We start from the raw sequence: 19,834 nt of genomic DNA, 5'->3' as shown, positions 1-19,834 counted from the left end.
CATCAGCATGACTCGCACGGCCAGCACCAAATGGGAATCCCAATTCGGACTCGTTTGTCGCGATCAATCCACTAGGCCATCCCTTTGGCATAGGGGCGCAACAACCCGTGCAGGGTCGATTGCACCGGCGTCGGAATGCCCAGGGCCCTGCCCCGGCGGGCAATTTCGCCGGACAGGAAATCGACCTCGATCGGCTTGCCCTTGCGCAGATCGTCCAGCATCGACGCCCGGACCGTGGCCGGCATCGAGGTCATGAAGCCCCAGACCCGGTCCAGTACGTCGTCGGGGACCTGCGCCGCTTCGGCGCGGGCGACGGCCTCGGCCTCGCGCATGGCGGACCAGAACAGCTCGGTTGTGGCGGGGGTCGATCGGATCTGCCCGATGTCCAGACGGCCTGCCGCCGAGACCCCACTGAACGCGCTTTGCATGATGAACTTGGTCCAGAGATCGGCCCAGATGTCATCAAGCCGCTGCGGCGTCATCCCCGGCACCGTCATCGCCTGCAACAGCGCTTCGGCGCGCGCGGACGTCCCGCCCGACCATTCGCCGAAATTCAGCGCGTTGTTGTCCGAGTTGTGCATCATCACCCCGGGTTCAGAGATTTCGCCGGGGATCCGGGCCACGCCGGGCAGCACATGGTGCTGGCCGACGGTCTCGGCCAGGATTTCTGGCGCGGTGATCCCGTTTTGCACTGTCACCACCATCGTGTCGTCGCGCAGCATCGGCGCGATGGCCTTTGCCGCGTCGGCCACATCGCCGTTCTTGACCGCGAGCAGCACAACGTCCACCGGCCCGATATCGGCCGGCGCATCGCTGGCCGTGACCCGGTCAAGGTGCAGATCGCCCAACGGGCTGACGATGCGCAGGCCGGTGTCCCGCAGGGCCGCAAGATGTGTCCCGCGTGCGATAAACCCGACACTGTGCCCGGCAGCCGCCAGCCGCGCGCCAAAATATCCCCCCAGGGCGCCCGCCCCCATGACCGCGAATTTCATCCCTGCCCTCCGTTGATGTCAGCACAGTCTAACAGGGTCCCGGCGGTCTGGTCCAAGCCTGAAAAAACCGCGCAAAAAGCGCAAATTTCCTCTTGCAGAGCACGATGCGCGACGATACATCCCCAACACCAAACGGAGTGCGGGCGTAGCTCAGGGGTAGAGCATAACCTTGCCAAGGTTAGGGTCGGGCGTTCGAATCGCCTCGCCCGCTCCAGTTTGACAAGTTCTGTAGCGCGGGCGTAGCTCAGGGGTAGAGCATAACCTTGCCAAGGTTAGGGTCGGGCGTTCGAATCGCCTCGCCCGCTCCAGAACTCAGATTTACCGGAAATGTACACCGGTCCGGGTGATTAGCTCAGTTGGTAGAGCGCTTCGTTTACACCGAAGATGTCGGGAGTTCGAGTCTCTCATCACCCACCATCTATCCCATTGAAACCCTTGAATTTCATGCTGTTACCCCTCAGCTTTGGGTATAACGCCGGGTAAAATCGGGTCATCAACCATCGCGAACCACCTCGTGAAACCTGGCCAGACTTGGTCGGTCAAAGTGGCCATTCCTGTCGATGTTCAGCACGTTTTCGGCAAGCGCGCGTTCAACCAGCCCCGCCAGACGTCGGACAAGGCGATTGCCAATGCCGGGGCCGTGCCCTTGGTGGCCCGCTTCAAGGACGAGAGCGCCGTGGTTCGCCGCCATTTCCGCCCCGCCATCGGCTCAGCCAGTGCCCCCATCCTGACCGCTCCTGTTTCCTGTCGGCAGCAGGGCAGGTATCGGTGCCGACCGGCAGTTTGGAATCGGCGCCCTGGATCGGCTTCAGCATCAGCAGTCGGGCGCCCAGGCCGGTTCCTTCCCCCTGCCCCGTGGGCCCCACCCTGGCAAACCCGCACGGCAGGCGTTTGGTTCTGATCCTCGCCCCCGCTTCATCGCCAGCGTCCCTCAGCGCGGCAAAGCCGGGGGGGCTGTCAAGGCGAGCACGGGTTGTAGTGTGCCCGGGCGGTGCGCGTGACGGCACCCAGGACGGGGAACAGGGTCCGTCCGTGCGAGGGTCAGGCCCGTGGATCGTCCGCCGGTCGCCCGGCCACTTGCGCCATGAGCGTGTGCAGGTCGGCGCAGGTCCGACGGCAGGTCATCCCGGTCGATCGCCCCGTCAAGGGCCGCCAGGGTTTCCGCCGGGCGCGACAGATCCGGCGTCAGGTCCGGCGTTTGCCGCAACAGCACGAGCAGCCGCGCCACCACCGGAGCCGACGCCCGGACCAGAAATGTAGTCACGACGGCCGCGGCCCTTGGCGCGGGGCGGGCAAGACAATCGGCAGGAAATCACCCCATCTCATGCTTCGGATCCTGCCTTCTGCCCCGCGGTCGCGCAAGCGTGCCGTCACCCGCCCAGCGCCGGGAACAGCCCCACGATGAAGGAACGGGCCTCTGACGCGATGCCGGGCGACACCGGCTGTTCGCGCAGGTACAGATAGACTTCGCGCTGCTCGGCCAGCCCGTCGACGGGGCGGAACACCACGCCCTCGGGGGCGGCTCGCAGGACCGATTGCGGCAACACCGTCACCCAGCCCCCGTGCCGAACCATCGCCAACAGGGACTGGGTGTTGTGCACCGTGACATCGGCCTGCGCCATCCGATCCCGGAAGCGCGGCGTTTCGATCCGAGCGCACAGCGCGTTGCCCAGGAAAGGCACGGCAAACACCGCGTCAATGCCGGGATCGTCCTGCTGCTGTGCCAGCGGATGATCCTGCGCCATCACCAGCCCGTACCGGTCGCGGAACAGCAGTGCGGCCTCGGCCCCCTTCAACGGTTGCAACGCCGAAGCGATGCCGATATCCGCCCAGCCCTGCACCAGCGCCTCGATCACCTGTGGCGTGTCGCTGTCGCGCAGTTCGATCTTCAGCCCCGGGAATGCGTCGGCCAAGTGTCGCACCAGGCGCGGAAAGGTCTGCGCCGCGACGGACGGCACGGCGGCAATCCGCAACACGCCTTGCGGTGCGCGGGCCAGCGCCTCGATCGCCTGAACCGTGCTGTCAAACTGGCGCAGCTGGCCCAGCCCCATGGCCAGCACTTGCGTCCCCAGCGGGGTCAGCCGGTTCTTGCGCTCGTTTTCGAACAGCGCACCGCCAAGATGCGCCTCAAGCTGTTTCAACGTCATCGACAGCGCCGATTGCGTTCGGCCCAGGTGTTGCGCCGCATCCGACAGGTTGCCCGCACGGGCCACGGCGCAGAACGTCCGCAGCATTTCGATCTTGATCGCCAAATTTCACACTTTCTGAAACTTCCTTCAGAAGTTCGAGTTTGACTGATGCGGCTTTCCCTGTCCACCATCGCGCAGGCCCCGTGCAGACGGGGCCGTCCACATCCTGACGCTTTTGCGGGGGCACGATGACCGGGTACCTGATCGACGGGCTGCAATATGCCAACTGGTCGGAAAAGATCTTTCGCCAGCTGCGCGCGGGCGGGGTGGACGCGGTCCATGTCACGATCGCGTATCACGAAACGTTTCGCGAAACGGTTCTGAACTTTGAAAAGTGGAACCGCTGGTTCGACCTTTACCCGGACCTGATCATGAAGGGGCAATGGGCGTCCGATATCGACGTGGCGCGCAACACCGGGCGCACGGCGGTGTTTTTCGGATTTCAGAACCCGTCCCCGATCGAAGACGACATCGGTCTTGTCGAAATCCTGCACACGCTGGGCGCACGGTTCATGCAACTGAGCTACAACAACCAATCGCTGCTGGCCACCGGCTGCTACGAGGCCGAAGACCCCGGCATCACCCGCATGGGCCGGCAGGTCATCAAGGAAATGAACCGCGTCGGGCTGGTGGTGGACATGAGCCATTCCGCCGACCGGTCCACCATCGAGGCGGCCGAAATATCCGAACGTCCGATCACCGTTACCCATGCCAACCCGCACGACTGGCACCCCGCTCTGCGCAACAAGCGCGACGCCGTGATCCGCGCCGTGACCGAAAATGGCGGGATGCTGGGGTTTTCGGTCTATCCCCACCACATGAGGGACAAGTCCGCCTGCACACTGGACAGTTTTTGCGAAATGATCGCACGCACCGCGGATCGCTATGGCATCGCGCATCTTGGGATCGGGACCGACCTGTGCCAGGATCAGCCGGACTCGGTTGTCGAATGGATGCGCGTCGGGCGCTGGTCGAAAGACATCGACTATGGCGAAGGGTCCGCCAGCGCGCCGGGGTTTCCGCCGATGCCCGGATGGTTCCGAGACAACCGGGATTTCGGAAATATCGCCAATGGCTTGCGCAAGACCGGCATGAACAGGGACGAGGTAGGCGCGATCATGGGCGGAAACTGGTATCGCTTCTTTGCCGCGAATTTCACACCGAAGGCGGCCAGCCATGGCTGAGCGCCGCCCCCCGGATCAGGTCATGCGCCTGTCGCGGCTGGGCGCGCTGCATCAATGCCGGCTCAGCTTCATGCGGCAATTGACGCGGCGGATGGCGACCGAGGGCTGGACCTTTCACCGCCAGGCGTTCGACGTGGACGCAAACGGCGTGGGCCACGCGGTTTACTGCGCCACCGGGCCCGAGCGCAGCTATTCACTGGTCGCCTTCGCCCATGACCTGCCGCCGGAAAAACGTTCCGACCGGGTGATTGCCGACGCGTGGGACGCGACCTTTGCCCTGTTCGACGGGGTGCCGACGCAGGAAGATCTGGACCGGCTTGCCCGCAACGTGCCACTGCAAGAGGCAGGCCGGATCAGCGACCGGGAACTGTCGCTGTCGCGTGCGAACCGGTCGGTCCGGCTGTGGGCGCATGTGGTGGACAGGCTGGCCGCCGGGCAACAGCCCGACGCAGCAGAAATTGACGCCGTCGGCTACCTGATGCGGACCACGGCGGTCTATGGCTCGGGCAAGTTCGGGGCCGCGGACCGCGAACAGATCGCCGACCGTCCGGAAATGCAGGCCCCGTTCCAGGCAGAGATGCTGTCGGTCTATCTGACCCGCTGGTTCGTGCGGGACCTGGTCAACCACATGGCGCGGCAGCAAGGCGTCGGCCGGGCCGCGACACTGGCCCCCGATCTGGCCCGCAAGCTGGGGATCGGCAATTCCACCGGGCTGGGCATGGCGCCGTTCCTCATCAATCACCCTGTGCTGTTCAACAACTGGATCCTGACCCGGGAAGAGGCGCTGGCCCGTGTCCGCGCCCTGCCCCGCGCGTCGGTACAGGAACGCGACGTTTTCCGTACGATTTATGCCCGCGCGACGGGGCTTGTCGCCCGCTGGCGGTCTGACCACCCGATACAGCAGCGAAAGCTTGCGGCGCTGCGGACCGACCTGCGCGCGCTGGACACCCGTTTGGCGGCGGATGACCTGTCTGGCCCAACGCCGTGGGATGCGCTGATCCGCTGGTCGGAAACCGCCCTGTCCGAAGAGGGACAGGAACTGCTGGTGTCGCTGGTACTGGAACCTTACCCCGATCTGGTCGACGGATTGGGGTGTTGCATGGCGGACAGCGCGCCAGAGGCGTTCCAGATCGACGGGTCGATGACCGTTGGCACCGTGCAAGACCTGCTGCGCGACAGCTTTGGCTGGGCGCTTGAGCTGGACTGGTCCCGGCGGCAGGCCAACGCCCGCGCCTGGTATGTCTCGGCGGAAAAGCAGGAGCCGCGCCTGGGCGAGCGATACGAGGAACCGATCAGCGCCTACGAACAACCACTGGCGCCAGCGCGGGATGCGGCGGCCTGTTTCGCCACGCTGGACGGGCTGGCCCCGGACACCCCCATCGCCGATGTCCTTTCGGCGCATCCACAGCACCGCCATACCATCCGCCGCGCCCAGATTTCCGCCCGCGCGCCCTATGGCGAGATCCGAGACAACACCATCGGTGCCGATGTGCTGCCCATCGACATGCTGCGTGCCAAGCTGTCTTTCTTCGGGGCCACGCATTTTGACCCGCGCTCTGACCGCTGGGTGCGGATCAGCATGTACGGCAATGCCCCCTATCCGGATGAACTGACGCCGGCCAACGCCGATCTCTGGGTCTATCCAGAGGCCGCGCCATGACGCTGTCCCTGAACGAAATCGACGCCCAGGCCAAACGCGCCGCCCGCGGGGCGGGGTACAGTTGGGGCATGGCGGAAGAGGCCGGAAAGGCCGCGCGCTGGCTGTGCGCCCAAGGCCTTGACGGGGTGTCGGTGCTGGCGCAGGCGCTGACCCGTGACGGCACCGCGCTGACGCGCGGCGTGGCGATGGCGGACCGGGCGGTCCGGCTGCACGATGAACCGGCCACGCTGATGGATGTGCCGTGCCCGGCGCTGGTGCTGCCCTTTGCCGCCATGGCGGCCCGGCAGCTGCGCGCGGGCGTTTCGGTCGATCTGGACAGCGCTCTGGCGGTGACGGACGGTGACCGGCTGCAACTTTCCGGCCCGCTGCCCGACCACGCGGCCTGCGTGCGCGTGACGCTTGGCGGCGCGCTGTCCACGCCTGTTCCCCGACTCGGCCGCGCCAGCCCCACACCAGAGGCCTGGGCCACACTGACCCGCCTGGCCGCCCTGACCTATGCCCCGGCGACCGACGAAAGCCGCCTGCGCGGGGCCGGGGCGGGCCTTTCCGACAATGACTGACCCCCGAGGATGACATGATCGAAACGAAGACCCTGACCCTGGCCGAGATCGAAGACCTGTCGCTGCGCGCCCTGATGGAGGCCGGAACGCGCGTTGAAAACGCCCGCCCGCTGGCCAAAGCCACCGCCGCGACCGAGGCCGACGGGGTCGCCAGCCACGGGCTGGCTTATATCCCGATCTATTGCGAACACGTCCAGTGCGGCAAGGTCGATGGCGCGGCGCACCCCGTGGTGGACCAGCCCCGCCCCGGCGTGGTGACCGTCGATGCCGCCACGGGCTTTGCCCATCCCGCGATTGATGCCGGGTTCGAACGGTTGATCCCGCTGGCTCGGCAACAGGGTATCGCGGCGCTGGCGATCCGCAACAGCTATAACTGCGGGGTGTTGGGCTATCACACCTATCGGCTTGCCCAGGCCGGTCTGTTGGGCATTGGCTTTACCAATGCGCCCGCCTCCATCGCGCCGTCTGGTGGGGCAAAACCGGTGGTGGGCACCAACCCGTTTTCGATCGCGGCCCCGGGTGCCGATGGCGAACCGGCGGTGCTGATCGACCAGTCCGCGAGCACCATTGCCAAGTCCGAGGTCATGAAACACGCCCGCGAATGCCGGCCGATCCCGTTGGGCTGGGCGCTGGATGCGGACGGCACCCCGACCACCGACCCAGAGATCGGCCTGAAAGGGTCGATGGCACCGTCGGGCGGGTACAAGGGTGTCGGCGTCGCCCTGCTGACAGAGATGATGGCCGCCGCCATGACCGGCGCGACACTGGGCCTTGAAGCGTCGCCCTTTTCCGGCACCAAGGGTGGGCCGCCGAAAACCGGGCAGTTTTTCATCGCGATCGACCCCGGCGCGACCGCAGGCGGCGATTTCGCCGATCGCATCGCCGCGCTGGCCGCCGCGATTCATGCGCAGGACGGTGCCCACCTGCCCGGCGACGGGCGCAAGGCGAAACGGCAGGCGGCCGCGCGGAACGGCGTGGCGGTGAATGTCGCGACGCTGGCGCGGATCGAGGCGATCCTGGGCTGAACGCCTTTGCCGCAACAGCACCGCGCCGCACAGCAAAAAGGGCTGCCCGAGGGCAGCCCTTTCCCAGATTGGTAAATCCGAAGGATCAGCGCTTCGAGAACTGGAAGCTGCGGCGGGCTTTGCGCTTGCCGAACTTCTTCCGTTCAACGACGCGGCTGTCGCGGGTCAGGAAGCCAGCGGCCTTCAGCGCGCCACGCAGGGCGGGATCGTACAGTTGCAGGGCCTTGGAGATGCCGTGCTTGACTGCACCGGCCTGACCGGACAGGCCACCGCCCTTGACGGTTGCCATGACGTCGAATTCGCCTTCGACACCGGCCACCTGGAACGGCTGGCGCAGGATCATCTGCAGCACCGGACGGGCAAAGTACTTGTCCATTTCCTTGCCGTTGACGGTGACCTTGCCCGAACCCGGCTTGATCCAGACACGGGCAACCGCGTCCTTCCGCTTGCCGGTGGCATAAGACCGACCCAGTTCATCACGAACGGGTTCGCGGGGTGCTTCGATTTCGACGACGCTTTCGACGCCGGCTGCGGTCCCCAGCTCTTCGAGGGAGTTGATTTGCTCAGCCATGATTATACCCGCGTGTTTTTCTTGTTCATCGACTTGACGTCCAGCACTTCGGGCTGCTGGGCTTCGTGCGGATGCTCTGCGCCTGCATAGACGCGCAGGTTGGTCATCTGCTGGCGCGACAGGCGGTTGCCCGGCAACATGCGCTTGACGGCCTGGGTGATCACGCGCTCGGGGTGCGCACCTTCCAGGATCTGCTGCTTGGTGCGGGACTTGATGCCGCCTGGGTGACCGGTGTGCCAATAGAAGTTCTCTTGGCGCTTGTTGCCGGTCATCTGGATCTTGTCAGCGTTGATGACGATGACATTGTCACCCATGTCCATGTGCGGGGTGAAGGACGGCTTGTGCTTGCCGCGCAGACGCATGGCAATGATCGAGGCAAGACGGCCCAGAACAACGCCCTCGGCGTCGATCAGGATCCACTTCTTGTCGATGTCTGCCGGAGTCGCAGAAAAAGTTTTCATCGTGGGGCTACCCTGGTTCAGAAGTAAGTATCCCGCGGCAGGGCCACGGGACGTCATGATGGGCGGGTTATATAGATCGCGCGCGACCAGTCAAGCGGGGTTTTTCCGAATTAATACAACCAAAACAATCGCTTAAAATTACGGTATCTATTTACCCCAAAACTTCCCCGCCTTTTTGCCCCCCATACCCGACTCTTTCGCAAACGGACAACGCCCCCATTGGGGGCGTTGCAGGTCTTGTCTCGGGCCAGCAGGCAAATGGCCGTCAGGCTTTCTCATCATGCCCGGCGAACGTGCCCGACATTTCCTCGGTCGACTCGTCCGACAGTTCGGCCGGCAAGATCAGGTTCAGCACGATCGCGATCAGCGCCGCCGGCAGAATGCCCGACGTGGCCAGGACCTTGACCGACGTCGGCAGGTGCTGCAACGCGCCCGGCTCCAGTTGAAGACCAAGGCCAAGCGACAGCGCGATGGCAAAGATCACCATGTTGCGACGGTTCCATGTCACATCCGACAGCATCGAGATACCGGCGGCCACGACCATGCCGAACATGACGATCACACCGCCGCCCAGAACCTCGATCGGGACGGTCGAGATAATGGCGCCAACCTTGGGAACCAGCCCGGCCAGGATCAAGAACAGCGCACCGATGGTGACAACCGTGCGGCTCATGACGCCGGTCATCGCGATCAGACCGACGTTCTGGCTGAACGACGTGTTGGGCAATGCGCCGAACACACCTGCAATCGCGGTGCCAAGACCATCGGCAAAGGTCGCGCCCTGGATTTCCTTGTCGGTCGCCTCGCGGCCTGCGCCGCCCTTGGTGATGCCCGACACGTCGCCCACGGTTTCCACCGCCGACACAAAGGCCATCAGGCAGAAGCCCACGACCGCGGCCATCGAGAATTCAAAGCCGAAGTGGAACGGGCTGGGCAGCGCCACTACCGCTGCGCGGCCAACGTTGCCAAAGTTCACCATGCCCAGCGCCCAGGCCAGGATATAGCCGACCAGCAGGCCAACCAGGATCGCCGAGACCGACAACATGCCGCGGGCGTAGAATTTCAGCGCCAGCGTCACCACGATCACGCTGCCCGCGACCATCCAGTTCTGCAGGCTGCCGTATTCCGGAGTCCCGATCGCGGGCACCCCCCCTGCGGCATACTGAATGCCCACCTTGACCAGCGCCAGACCGATCATCGTGACCACAAGGCCAGTGACCAGCGGCGGCAGGGCAAAGCGGATCTTGCCAATCACGGTGCCCAGCAGCGCGTGGAACAGGCCGCCGATCATCACGCCGCCCATCAGTGCGGCCATGGCGTCGACGCCCTTGCCCACGACCAGAGGGATCATGATCGGGATAAAGGCGAAACTGGTGCCCTGCACGATCGGCAGGCGCGCGCCCACGGGGCCAAAGCCTACCGACTGGAACAGCGTCGCGATGCCCGCAAAGAACATCGACATCTGGATCATGTAGATCATTTCCGGGAAATCCGGGCTGTTCGACCCAAAGCCAAAGCCCGCGGCACCGCAAACGATGATCGCGGGCGTGACGTTCGACACGAACATCGCCAGAACATGCTGGATGCCCAACGGAACCGCTTTGACAAGCGGCGGGGTATAGTTCGGATCGCGCAGTTGCTCTGGCGTTCCAATGGATGCATCGGCCATGAATGTCTCCCTCCCTGATGCGTGGGCCTGGGGTTGCACCAGGCCCGCCTGCCGGGGTCCAGTGGAACCCGGGTGAACATGCTGCCGCGCCGCAAGGCTGCTTGGCGACCGCGTGAAACCGACGACCTTTCGTCCGGCGCGGCCTCCTCCTTGCCACAGTTTGCCCGAATTATGGTCAGCCTACCCCGGTTGCCCGGGATTTCAGCAGCAATAGTCCGAAACAATCCGGGAGAATTTCAAAAAATTCTTGAAGGTCTGTCAAATGGCGCGGGCAGGCCCCGGCACCAGCGCGGCATGGGCGCTGTCGGTAACGATGTGCTGGATGCGGTCGATCACGAATTCCATGAACAGACGGGTCTTCGGATCCTGCCCGCGCCGGTGAGTGAACAGGCACGCCATCTGCACCGGAACCGGAGGTGTGTTCAGCGCCACCGGGACCAGCCGACCGGCGGCCAGGTGTTCGGCCACTTCGAACAGCGGCTTCATCACCACCCCCTGCCCGTTCAGCGCCCAGTCGGTCAGCACGTCGCCGTCATCGCATTCATACCGCCCGGACACGCGGAACCGCTTTGGTCCCTCGGCGGTCCGCAAGGTCCACTGAAATTCCGTCGCGCCGGGAAACCGCAGGTTCAGGCAGTCGTGCCCGTCGGCCACCAGCGCCGCCCCGTCCGCCGGATTGCCCCGCGCGGCGACATAGCCGGGGGCGGCACACAGGACGCGCTGGCAATCTGCGATCTTGCGGATCCGCAGGGTACTGTCCTCTGGCAGGCCAAGGAAAAAGGCAAGGTCCAGCCCTTCGGTCGTCAGGTCGACCGTACGGTCGGTCAGGCGCAGGCGCAGCGTGACCTCGGGGTATTTTTCAAGGAAGTCCGGCACCTGCGGCGCGATCAGCCGCCGCCCAACCCCCAAAGGGGCCGCCACGAACAGCGACCCGCGCGGATTTTCCGAAATGTCGGTGACCTGCGCCTCGGCCTTTTCCAGCGATTCCAGTACCTCGCAGGCCCCTGAATAGAACGCCCGCCCCTGTTCGGTGGGCGCAAGGTTGCGTGTCGTCCGCTGGAACAGGCGCACGCCCAGATGATCCTCAAGCTGGGAAATCCGCGAAGACGTGACCGCCGGCGACACCCGCAGATCGCGGCCCGCAGCGGACATGCTGCCCAATTCATAGACACGAACGAAGGTGCGGATGTTTTCGAGATAGGACATTCTTCGGATATTTTTGATGCAGCTTGATCATTCGAATGGATACCAGAACAATATCCCCCAGCCTAGTCTGCACGGAAACGTCAGGGAGAGTTGTCATGCTGGATATTGCCATCCTTTGGGATTGGATCGGGTTTGCCGTGCGCTGGCTGCACGTCATCACCGCGATCGCCTGGATCGGGTCGTCGTTCTATTTCATCGCGCTGGACCTCGGGCTCAACCGCGACATCCCCGGCCCGGCGGATGGCGAGGAATGGCAGGTGCATGGCGGCGGGTTCTACCATATCCAGAAATACCTGGTCGCGCCCAGTCAGATGCCCGAGCATCTGACCTGGTTCAAATGGGAAAGCTACATGACGTGGATTTCCGGCGCGGCCATGCTGATGATCATCTACTGGGTCGGCGGCGAGCTTTACCTGCTGGACCCGTCCAAGATGGAGCTGTCGCTGTGGCAGGGCATCGCGATCTCGGCGCTGTCGCTGACCGTGGGCTGGCTGATCTATGACGCGCTGTGCAAATCGCCGCTGGGCGATCAGCCGACGCTGCTGATGGTACTGCTGTTCGTGATGCTGGTGGCCATGAGCTGGGGGTACAACCAGGTCTTCACCGGCCGTGCGTCGCTGCTGCACCTGGGGGCGTTCACCGCGACGATCATGACAGCCAACGTGTTCTTCATCATCATTCCGAACCAGAAAATCGTGGTGGCCGACCTGATTGCGGGCAAGGCCCCCGATCCGAAATACGGCAAGATCGCCAAGCTGCGCTCGACCCACAACAACTACCTGACGCTGCCGGTCATCTTCCTGATGCTGTCGAACCACTACCCGCTGGCCTTCGGCACACCCTATGCCTGGCTGATCGCGGCGCTGGTGTTCCTGATGGGGGTGACGATCCGGCACTGGTTCAACACCCAGCATGCCCGCAAGGGCGCGCCCTACTGGACATGGCCCGCAACGGTGATCCTGTTCGTTCTGATCGCCTGGCTGTCGACCCTTGGCCCCGCCGTGCCCGCAGAAGAGGCACGCGAGATGACGCCGCTGGAGCAGCGCTTTGCAAGTGCCGAGGGCTTTCAGGATGCCTATGACGTGGTGTCGGGCAACTGCACCATGTGCCACGCGCGCGAACCCTTCTGGGACGGCATCCACGTCGCCCCCAAGGGTGTGATCCTGGAAACCGAGGCAGAGGTCGCGCGCCATGCCAAGGACATCTATCTGCAAGCCGGGGTCAGCCACGCCATGCCGCCGCCGTCCGCCAGCTTTCTGGGAGAGGCAGAGCGCGACCTGATCGTGGCGTGGTACAAATCCGCAGATTAACCGTACAACTTGGTGGAAACAAAAACGGCGGGCCTTTTGCCCGCCGTTTCGCGTTTCTCTGGGATCGGACGGCAGCGCCAGGAATTACTCTGCCGCCTTGGCCAACCCGGCCCCACCCGATCGGATCACCGACAGCAATTCTTCGCGCCGTTTGGCGGCCTTTGCTTCGTTCGCCTGTTTCACCGGCCCGAAGCCACGGATTTGCAGCGGCAGTTCGGCCAGCGCGACAATCGCATCGCGGTTCGCATCGTCCAGCTTGGGCAGGACATCGGCCATGTCCTTTTCATATTGCTTGATCAGGGCGCGTTCCATCCGGCGCTCCTCTGTCCGGCCAAAGATGTCGAACGGTGTGCCACGCAGGCCCTTCAACTTGGCCAGCAGGGCAAAGCCCTTCAGCATGCGTTCACTGTAGTCCTTTTTCATCGGGCGTCCGTCGGCACCTTCTTTCGACACCATCGGCGGCGCCAGGTGGAAGGTCATTTCCAGATCGCCGTCAAACGCCGCGGCCACCTTGGCGCGGGTTTCCAGGTGCAGGCGGGCGACCTCGTATTCGTCCTTGTAGGCCAGAAGCTTGTGATAGCCCTTGGCGACCGCCTCTTTCACTGCCGGATCGGCAATGCCCTCCACCAGTTTGCGATAGCGCTTGGCCAGCCGTTTCCCTTGGTACTTGACCAGGTGATCGGCGCGGAAGGCAATCTTGTCGTCCAGCGTTTTCGGCAGGGCAACCACGTTCGGCGTGATCAGCTTGGCTGCGTCTTCGGGGTGGGTCACGGCCCAGCGGCCAAGGTCAAAGGCGCGCTTGTTAAGCTCGACCGCCGCGCCGTTCAGGTCGACCGCCTGCAGGATGGCATCCCGCCCCAGCGGCACCAGCCCCATTTGCCAGGCAGCCCCCAGGATCATCATGTTGGAAAAAATCGCATCCCCCAACGTGACACGCGCCAGTTCAGAGGCGTCGAAGAACGCCACCCGATCCTGTAGCCGCGCCTGCAACGCCAGTTCCAGCCGGTCGGACGGCAGGGAAAATTCGGTGTTGCGGGTGAAATCGCCGGTGATGATCTCGTGACTGTTGACGACGCCGCCGGTGCGCCCGGTCTTCATCAGGCCCAATGTCTTGGCGCCGGCGCTGACCACTAGGTCGCCACCGATCAGCGCGTCCATTTCGCCGGTGGCGACGCGCACGGCGCTGATGTCCTCGGGCTGTTCGGCCAGCCGCAGGTGGATGTGCACCGCCCCGCCCTTCTGGGCGAGCCCGGCCATTTCCATCATGCCCGCGCCCTTGCCTTCGATCTGCGCGGCCTGCGCCAGAACCGCACCGATGGTCACCACGCCGGTCCCACCAACGCCGGTGATGACCACGTTGAACGTGCCGTCGATCTGCGGCAGCACGGGGTCGGCCAGATCAGGCAGGTCGACGTTTGTGGTTTCCGCCTTCTTCGGACGCGCGCCTTTCACGGTCACGAAACTTGGGCAAAAGCCCTTCAGGCAGGAAAAATCCTTGTTGCAGGACGACTGGTCGATGGCGCGCTTGCGGCCCAGTTCGGTTTCCACCGGCACGATGGACACGCAGTTCGACTGCACCCCGCAATCGCCGCAGCCTTCGCAAACGTCGGTATTGATGAAGACCCGCTTGTCGGGATCGGGAAACTGGCCGCGCTTGCGGCGACGGCGCTTTTCGGCGGCGCAGGTCTGGACGTAGACGATGGCGCTGACGCCCGTCGTACGGGCCATGTCCTTTTGCACGGTTTCCAGGTCGGCCCGTTCAAAGGTCTGCACACCAGAGGGGAAACTGCCGAGCGATAGCTCTTCCTTTTCGTCATAGACCACGGCGATCTTGCCGACGCCCATCGCCTTGAGCTCTTCCGCGATGCGCTGCGGGGTCAGCCCGCCTTCGTTTTTCTGCCCGCCGGTCATGGCGACGGCATCGTTGAACAGGATCTTGTAGGTGATGTTGACATCCGAGGCGAGCGCGGCGCGAATGGCCTGCACGCCCGAATGGTTGTAAGTGCCGTCGCCCAGGTTCTGGAACACATGGCCGCGCTTGGAAAACGGCGCTTCGCCGATCCAGTTCGCACCCTCGGCCCCCATGTGCGTGAAACCGGTGGTTTCGCGGTCCATCCACTGCACCATGTAGTGACAGCCGATCCCGGCATAGGCACGGCTGCCTTCGGGCACCTTGGTGGAACTGTTGTGCGGACAGCCCGAACAGAAATAGGGCAACCTTACCGCGATATCCTGCGCGTTGTCGGCCTTCTTCGCTTCCTCGATGGCGGTCAGGCCCGCCTTGATCCGGTCGGTGCCGCGGCCTTCTTCGATCAGGATTTCGCCCAGGCGGCTGGCAATCATGATCGGGTCCAGAGCTGCCTTGGTCTGGAACAGTTCCGGCCCGTGCATCGACCCGGCCCCGCCGCCCTTGTGCCAGCCCCAGACGCGGCGGCCGCGACGGTCGTCAAAGATCGCTTCCTTGACCTGTACTTCGATCAGCTTGCGTTTTTCCTCGACCACCACGACCAGGTCCAGGCCCTCGGCCCAGTCGTGGAAGCCGCGCATGTCGAGCGGGAACACCTGCCCGACCTTGTAGGTGGTGATGCCCAGCCGCTCGGCCTCTTCCGCGTCGATGCCCAGCAACGAAAGCGCGTGCACAAGGTCGAGCCAGTTCTTGCCCGCGGCAACGAACCCGATCTTGGCGCCCGGTTTACCCCACATCCGTTTGTCGATCTTGTTGGCGTGGGCAAAGGCTTCGGCGGCGAACCGCTTGTGGTCGATCATCCGCGCCTCTTGGGCGTGCGGCGTGTCGATCAGCCGAATGTTCAAACCGCCCTCGGGCATGTCGAATTCGGGCGTTACCAGCTGCATCCTGTCCGGACGGCCATCGACGACCGCCGTTGCCTCGACCGTGTCCTTCATCGTTTTCAGACCGACCCAGACACCGGCGAAGCGCGACAGCCCGTAGGCGTAAATCCCGTAGTCGAGGATTTCCTGAACCCCTGCGGGGCTGACCACCGGCATATAGGCATCGACCAGCGCCCATTCGGACTGATGCAGCACGGTCGAGGATTCGCCGGTATGATCGTCCCCCATGGCCATCAGCACGCCGCCGAATTTCGAGGTGCCCGCCATGTTGGCATGGCGCATCACGTCGCCCGACCGGTCGACCCCCGGCCCCTTGCCGTACCACAGGCCGAAGACCCCATCGAACTTGCCTTCACCCCGCAGTTCGGCCTGTTGCGCGCCCCACAGTGCGGTGGCGGCAAGGTCTTCGTTCAGCCCTTCCTGGAACTTGATGTCAGCGGCTTTCAGGAATTTTTCCGCGCGGCGCATCTGCATGTCGACGGCGCCCAGCGGCGAGCCGCGATAGCCGGTGCAGAACCCTGCGGTATTGAGACCAGCGGCCGCATCGCGCGCCTTTTGCATCAGCATCAGCCGCACAAGCGCCTGCGTGCCATTCAAGAGGACAGGCGATTTTTCCAGGTCAAAGCGGTCGTTTAGCGAAATCTGCGGGCTGCTCATGTCACGTCTCCCCTCGCGCGATGATGCGGCATTCTTGCACAAATTTTAGGTCAAAAACACTGACCTGAACAGGGAAAATTTCGGATTAACCCAAGGTTACTCAAACTAACGACTCAAATAATTCATTCTTTCGTGTAGACATGGGGCCGCGAACAGAAAGTGACCGACATGGATTGGGACAAGCTCAGAATCTTTCACGCGGTGGCCGATGCAGGCAGCCTGACCCACGCAGGCGACGCGCTGCATCTGTCGCAATCGGCGGTCAGCCGACAGGTGCGCGCGCTGGAAGAATCGCTGAACACCACGCTGTTCCACCGCCACGCGCGCGGGTTGATCCTGACCGAACAGGGTGAGTTGCTGTTCGATGCAACCAAGTCGATGGTCAAACGTATCGATGCCGCCACCGCCCGCATCCGTGACAGCGAAGAAGAGGTGTTCGGCACGCTTCGCGTCACCACGACCACGGGATTCGGCTCGCTGTGGCTGGCCCCGCGCCTGTCGCATCTTTATGAATCCTATCCCGACATCAACATCGACCTGATGCTGGAAGAACGCGTGCTGGACTTGCCCATGCGGGAAGCCGACGTTGCCATCCGGATGAAGGAACCCAGCCAGGCCGACCTGATCCGCAAGCGCCTGATGAGCGTGCGGATGCGGCTTTATGCGTCGCCCGAATACCTGGCCGAAAACGGCACGCCGGATACGCTGGAAGATATGGCCAACCATCGCCTGATCTGCCAGAATCCGAACTCTGCCCAGGTCAGCGCGGGCTTGCAGCTGGTGCAGGAACTGTTCACCTACAACATCCGTAGCACCTTGGCCGTGAACAATTATTTCGGGGTGTTGCAGGCCGTGATCTCGAACCTCGGGATCGGCGTGTTGCCCGATTACATCATCGAGGATTTCCCGACCGTGGTGCGCGTTCTGCCCGACATCGAAAGCAACGAAGTGCCCGTCTTTCTGGCATACCCGGAAGAGTTGAGACATTCCAAGCGGATAGCCGCGTTCCGCGATTTCGTCACGCAGGAAATCATGGCGCACCGTCGCAGCTTGAAAGCAATGTCAGACGCCTAAAAAATGAGCCATGCGGGAATCGCATAGCGGCCATGATGCATCTGCGGCGATAATTCCCTTGATTGGACGGGCTCTGATAAATTAATCGGCAATTGAACGATGAAGCGCTCATCCGCGCATCATCTTCATACCTCCCTGTTGGACTAGGCCGAGCTTTGTGCTCGGCCCTTTTTTTTTTGCGGCTTACAATTCCGGCAGCTTGGGCTTGGCAAAGCCGGTGATCGCCTCTGCACCTGTCGGTCTGATGACCACGTTTTCCTCGTGCACCATGATCCCGCCGCCCGGCAGTTGTACGCCCGGTTCCAGCGTGATGACCATGCCCGCCCGCAGGACATCGTCACAGTCATAGCTGAGCGACAGCCCCTCGGTCAGCTGCATGCCCAGCCCGTGGCCCAACCGGCCAAAGCTTTCGTCGACGCCGCAGATATCGGCCAGCACCTGCCACAGGTCCGACGCCCGCATCCCCGGCTTGGCGGCCTCAAGCCCGGCATGGGCGGCCTCGACAAGTTGCGCGTGGGCGGCCTCTGCCTCGGGCGCGGGGGTGCCGATGGCATAGTTGCGGTCGAAATCGCAGAAATACCCATCCCAGACCAGCCCCGTGTCCAGCATCAGCACATCGCCCGCCATCAGCGGCTCTGGCCCGGCGGGGGAAATCACGTCGTCATAGCCCATTGGCCCCGCCCCGCCGGCCAGGTACGGCACCCAGTCAGCGCCTTCCTCCAGGCACAGCATCTGGAACCGGCGAAACACCTCTTCCAGTGAAACGCCTTCGCGGGCAATTTCATGCACCCGCGAAAACGCCCGGCCCGCGATGTCGCAGGCATGGCTGATCTTGGAAATCTCGGCGTCGGACTTGATACAGCGCAGCGTGCGCATGATGCCTTCGGCGCGGGTGATTTCCAGCGGTGCGATCAGCACCTGCAACGCGGCAAAGGAATGCAGCGGCATCCGCAAATGCGTTTCCGGCCCCGACGGAACGCCAATGCGCCCGTCGAAGCCCGCCACCTCTCGCAGCGTATCGGCCAGCAGCGACACGCCGTCATCCACCGGATCGGGGGACACCCAGGTCCGGATATCGGTCAGCCAGGTCTTGGCCATCAGCTTTTCACCGATGGTCGGGATCACCGCGATCGGGTCGCCCATCGCGGGCAGCACCAGGAACCAGGGGCGGCTGGGGCTTTCCCAGAACCGGGTCAGGAAGCCGGTGAAATAGCGCACGTCCGGTTCACGCGTCAGCAACATTGCCGCGATCCCCTGCGCATTCATCAGCGTTTGCGCCCGGCTGACCCGGGCGCGCAGTTCGTCTTCTTCAAATCCGCGTCGCAGGCTCATTCCGGTGCCTCCGTCAAAAAGGTCAGGACCCGGGCGTTCGGATCGGACACCGCCCCGGCGATCAGCGCCGCCAGCCCTGCCCCACCCGACGCGGTGGTTGCAAGGTCCACCGCCGCCAGCGCGGGCAAAACCTCCTCGGCCTCTGCTTCCGTAATCAGCACAAAGGCATCGGCATCGCGGGACAGGCCCTGAAGTGCAATCAGCGACGGTGCCTTGCAGTCCAGCCGCCCCATCACCGACACCGGTCCGGTCGTTTCCACAGCCTCGCCCAGCCTGATGCTTTCGTATAGCGCGGGGGCGGCTTCGGGTTCGACCACGATGATCTGTGGCCCATCGCCCCAGCGCGCCCGGGCATGGGCCGCCACCGCGCCCGCAAGGCCGCCCACGCCAGCCTGCAACAGGATGTGCGTCGGCGGCTCGGGCAGTTGGTTGGCGGCTTCCTCGGCCATCGCAAGATAGCCTTCCATCAGCCGGTGCGGCAATTCAGTATAGCCTTCCCAAGACGAATCCGACAGCAGGATCCAGCCGTTTTCGTCTGCCGCCTGCGCTGCCGCCTGCATGCTGGCTTCATAGTCGTGGCCCGCGCGCACCACTTCGGCGCCCTTGGCCCGCAGCCTTTCGGCAAAGACCGCCGGTACGGTTTCGGACAGATAGATCACCGCGCGCGCGCCGAACACCCGCGCGCCCGCCGCGACAGACAGACCATGATTGCCCGCACTGGCGGTGACATAGGTGATACCGTCCAAAGGCCCGGATTGCGCCGCATGGGCAATCACATGGGCCGCGCCCAGTGCCTTGAAACTGCCCAAGCCCATGCGGGTGCGTTCATCCTTGACCCAGGCACATCCCACGCCCGCCAATCCCGCCACCGGCACCAGCGGGGTTTCGGTATGCGCCGGGCAGTTTTGCAGCAGCGCCAGAACCGCGCCCGCATCGCTGGCGGGCATCGGCACATCCAAGGTCAAACCCTTTCCTCGCCAAGGGTTTTCCAATCTTCGCATCCAGGCTCCTCAACACCGCCGCGCGCATCTCAGCCCCGGTTGCGGCCACATGTCAACCGCGCGAACGCGCTTTTCCCGTGCGAACCCCTTTTC

At 63.9% G+C, this 19,834-nt stretch carries 16 protein-coding genes and 3 tRNA genes; 10 read left to right on the top strand and 9 right to left on the bottom strand.

The window, feature by feature from the left end; all coding sequences use genetic code 11:
* Positions 1-71: 71 nt before the first annotated feature.
* Positions 72-992, bottom strand: coding sequence for a 2-dehydropantoate 2-reductase (locus VK792_RS07400; protein WP_326296784.1), 921 nt, complete (start codon positions 990-992; stop codon positions 72-74).
* Between the two features lie 139 nt (positions 993-1,131).
* Between VK792_RS07400 and VK792_RS07395 the strand changes: the two genes are divergently transcribed.
* The 4 genes from VK792_RS07395 (at position 1,132) to VK792_RS19515 (ending at position 1,893) form a co-directional block, all read left to right on the top strand.
* A tRNA-Gly gene (locus VK792_RS07395) sits at positions 1,132-1,206 on the top strand.
* Between the two features lie 19 nt (positions 1,207-1,225).
* Positions 1,226-1,300: transfer RNA gene (locus tag VK792_RS07390), tRNA-Gly, on the top strand.
* A 33-nt stretch (positions 1,301-1,333) separates the two neighbouring features.
* A tRNA-Val gene (locus tag VK792_RS07385) sits at positions 1,334-1,409 on the top strand.
* Between the two features lie 97 nt (positions 1,410-1,506).
* Positions 1,507-1,893, top strand: a complete 387-nt coding sequence (locus tag VK792_RS19515; RefSeq protein ID WP_353962938.1) for a DUF6538 domain-containing protein — start codon at positions 1,507-1,509, stop codon at positions 1,891-1,893.
* Between the two features lie 469 nt (positions 1,894-2,362).
* Here the strand turns inward: VK792_RS19515 and VK792_RS07375 are convergent, their stop codons facing one another.
* Positions 2,363-3,244 (bottom strand): LysR family transcriptional regulator, encoded by an 882-nt coding sequence (locus tag VK792_RS07375; protein ID WP_326296782.1) that lies wholly within the window; start codon positions 3,242-3,244, stop codon positions 2,363-2,365.
* 125 nt (positions 3,245-3,369) lie between these two features.
* Between VK792_RS07375 and VK792_RS07370 the strand changes: the two genes are divergently transcribed.
* The 4 genes from VK792_RS07370 to VK792_RS07355 are packed head-to-tail and all read left to right on the top strand — an operon-like array spanning position 3,370 to position 7,610.
* Complete coding sequence (locus VK792_RS07370) at positions 3,370-4,365, top strand: membrane dipeptidase (protein WP_326296781.1); 996 nt, start codon at positions 3,370-3,372, stop codon at positions 4,363-4,365.
* A complete protein-coding gene (locus VK792_RS07365) occupies positions 4,358-6,025 on the top strand; it encodes a hypothetical protein (protein WP_326296780.1) in 1,668 nt (555 codons plus the stop codon). The genes VK792_RS07370 and VK792_RS07365 overlap by 8 nt, the downstream gene beginning before the upstream one ends.
* Positions 6,022-6,585, top strand: a complete 564-nt coding sequence (locus VK792_RS07360; RefSeq protein WP_326296779.1) for a DUF3726 domain-containing protein — start codon at positions 6,022-6,024, stop codon at positions 6,583-6,585. Before VK792_RS07365 ends, VK792_RS07360 begins: the two co-directional genes overlap by 4 nt.
* Before the next feature lie 14 nt (positions 6,586-6,599).
* On the top strand, positions 6,600-7,610 hold the full coding sequence (locus tag VK792_RS07355; RefSeq protein WP_326296777.1) for an Ldh family oxidoreductase: 1,011 nt from the start codon (positions 6,600-6,602) through the stop codon (positions 7,608-7,610).
* Between the two features lie 85 nt (positions 7,611-7,695).
* On the opposite strand, the gene rpsI is transcribed toward VK792_RS07355, so the two are convergent.
* From rpsI to VK792_RS07335, 4 genes are all read right to left on the bottom strand, one after another.
* Positions 7,696-8,181: a 30S ribosomal protein S9 gene (rpsI, locus tag VK792_RS07350; protein WP_326296776.1), complete on the bottom strand. Its 486-nt coding sequence runs from the start codon at positions 8,179-8,181 to the stop codon at positions 7,696-7,698.
* Between the two features lie 2 nt (positions 8,182-8,183).
* The gene (gene rplM, locus VK792_RS07345; RefSeq protein WP_326296774.1) at positions 8,184-8,642 is read right to left on the bottom strand and encodes a 50S ribosomal protein L13; all 459 of its coding nucleotides are present in this window, start codon (positions 8,640-8,642) and stop codon (positions 8,184-8,186) included.
* A gap of 265 nt (positions 8,643-8,907) precedes the next feature.
* A complete protein-coding gene (locus VK792_RS07340) occupies positions 8,908-10,311 on the bottom strand; it encodes a uracil-xanthine permease family protein (RefSeq protein WP_326296773.1) in 1,404 nt (467 codons plus the stop codon).
* A 258-nt stretch (positions 10,312-10,569) separates the two neighbouring features.
* The gene (locus VK792_RS07335) at positions 10,570-11,517 is read right to left on the bottom strand and encodes a LysR family transcriptional regulator (RefSeq protein WP_326296772.1); all 948 of its coding nucleotides are present in this window, start codon (positions 11,515-11,517) and stop codon (positions 10,570-10,572) included.
* Between the two features lie 95 nt (positions 11,518-11,612).
* On the opposite strand from VK792_RS07335, the gene VK792_RS07330 reads away from it, so the two are divergent.
* Positions 11,613-12,827 (top strand): urate hydroxylase PuuD, encoded by a 1,215-nt coding sequence (locus tag VK792_RS07330; RefSeq protein ID WP_326296771.1) that lies wholly within the window; start codon positions 11,613-11,615, stop codon positions 12,825-12,827.
* Positions 12,828-12,911: 84 nt separating this feature from the next.
* On the opposite strand, the gene VK792_RS07325 is transcribed toward VK792_RS07330, so the two are convergent.
* Complete coding sequence (locus VK792_RS07325) at positions 12,912-16,334, bottom strand: indolepyruvate ferredoxin oxidoreductase family protein (protein ID WP_326296770.1); 3,423 nt, start codon at positions 16,332-16,334, stop codon at positions 12,912-12,914.
* Between the two features lie 168 nt (positions 16,335-16,502).
* On the opposite strand from VK792_RS07325, the gene VK792_RS07320 reads away from it, so the two are divergent.
* The gene (locus VK792_RS07320; RefSeq protein WP_326296769.1) at positions 16,503-17,408 is read left to right on the top strand and encodes a LysR family transcriptional regulator; all 906 of its coding nucleotides are present in this window, start codon (positions 16,503-16,505) and stop codon (positions 17,406-17,408) included.
* A gap of 183 nt (positions 17,409-17,591) precedes the next feature.
* Here the strand turns inward: VK792_RS07320 and VK792_RS07315 are convergent, their stop codons facing one another.
* On the bottom strand, positions 17,592-18,740 hold the full coding sequence (locus VK792_RS07315; protein WP_326296768.1) for a M24 family metallopeptidase: 1,149 nt from the start codon (positions 18,738-18,740) through the stop codon (positions 17,592-17,594).
* The gene (locus tag VK792_RS07310) at positions 18,737-19,741 is read right to left on the bottom strand and encodes a pyridoxal-phosphate dependent enzyme (RefSeq protein ID WP_326296767.1); all 1,005 of its coding nucleotides are present in this window, start codon (positions 19,739-19,741) and stop codon (positions 18,737-18,739) included. Before VK792_RS07310 ends, VK792_RS07315 begins: the two co-directional genes overlap by 4 nt.
* Positions 19,742-19,834 lie beyond the last annotated feature (93 nt).

Source organism: Mesobacterium hydrothermale (genome assembly GCF_035818635.1).
Lineage (GTDB): Bacteria > Pseudomonadota > Alphaproteobacteria > Rhodobacterales > Rhodobacteraceae > Mesobacterium_A > Mesobacterium_A hydrothermale.
The sequence above is the reverse complement of the archived record's forward strand: the minus strand, read 5'-3'. Positions and strand labels throughout refer to the sequence as shown.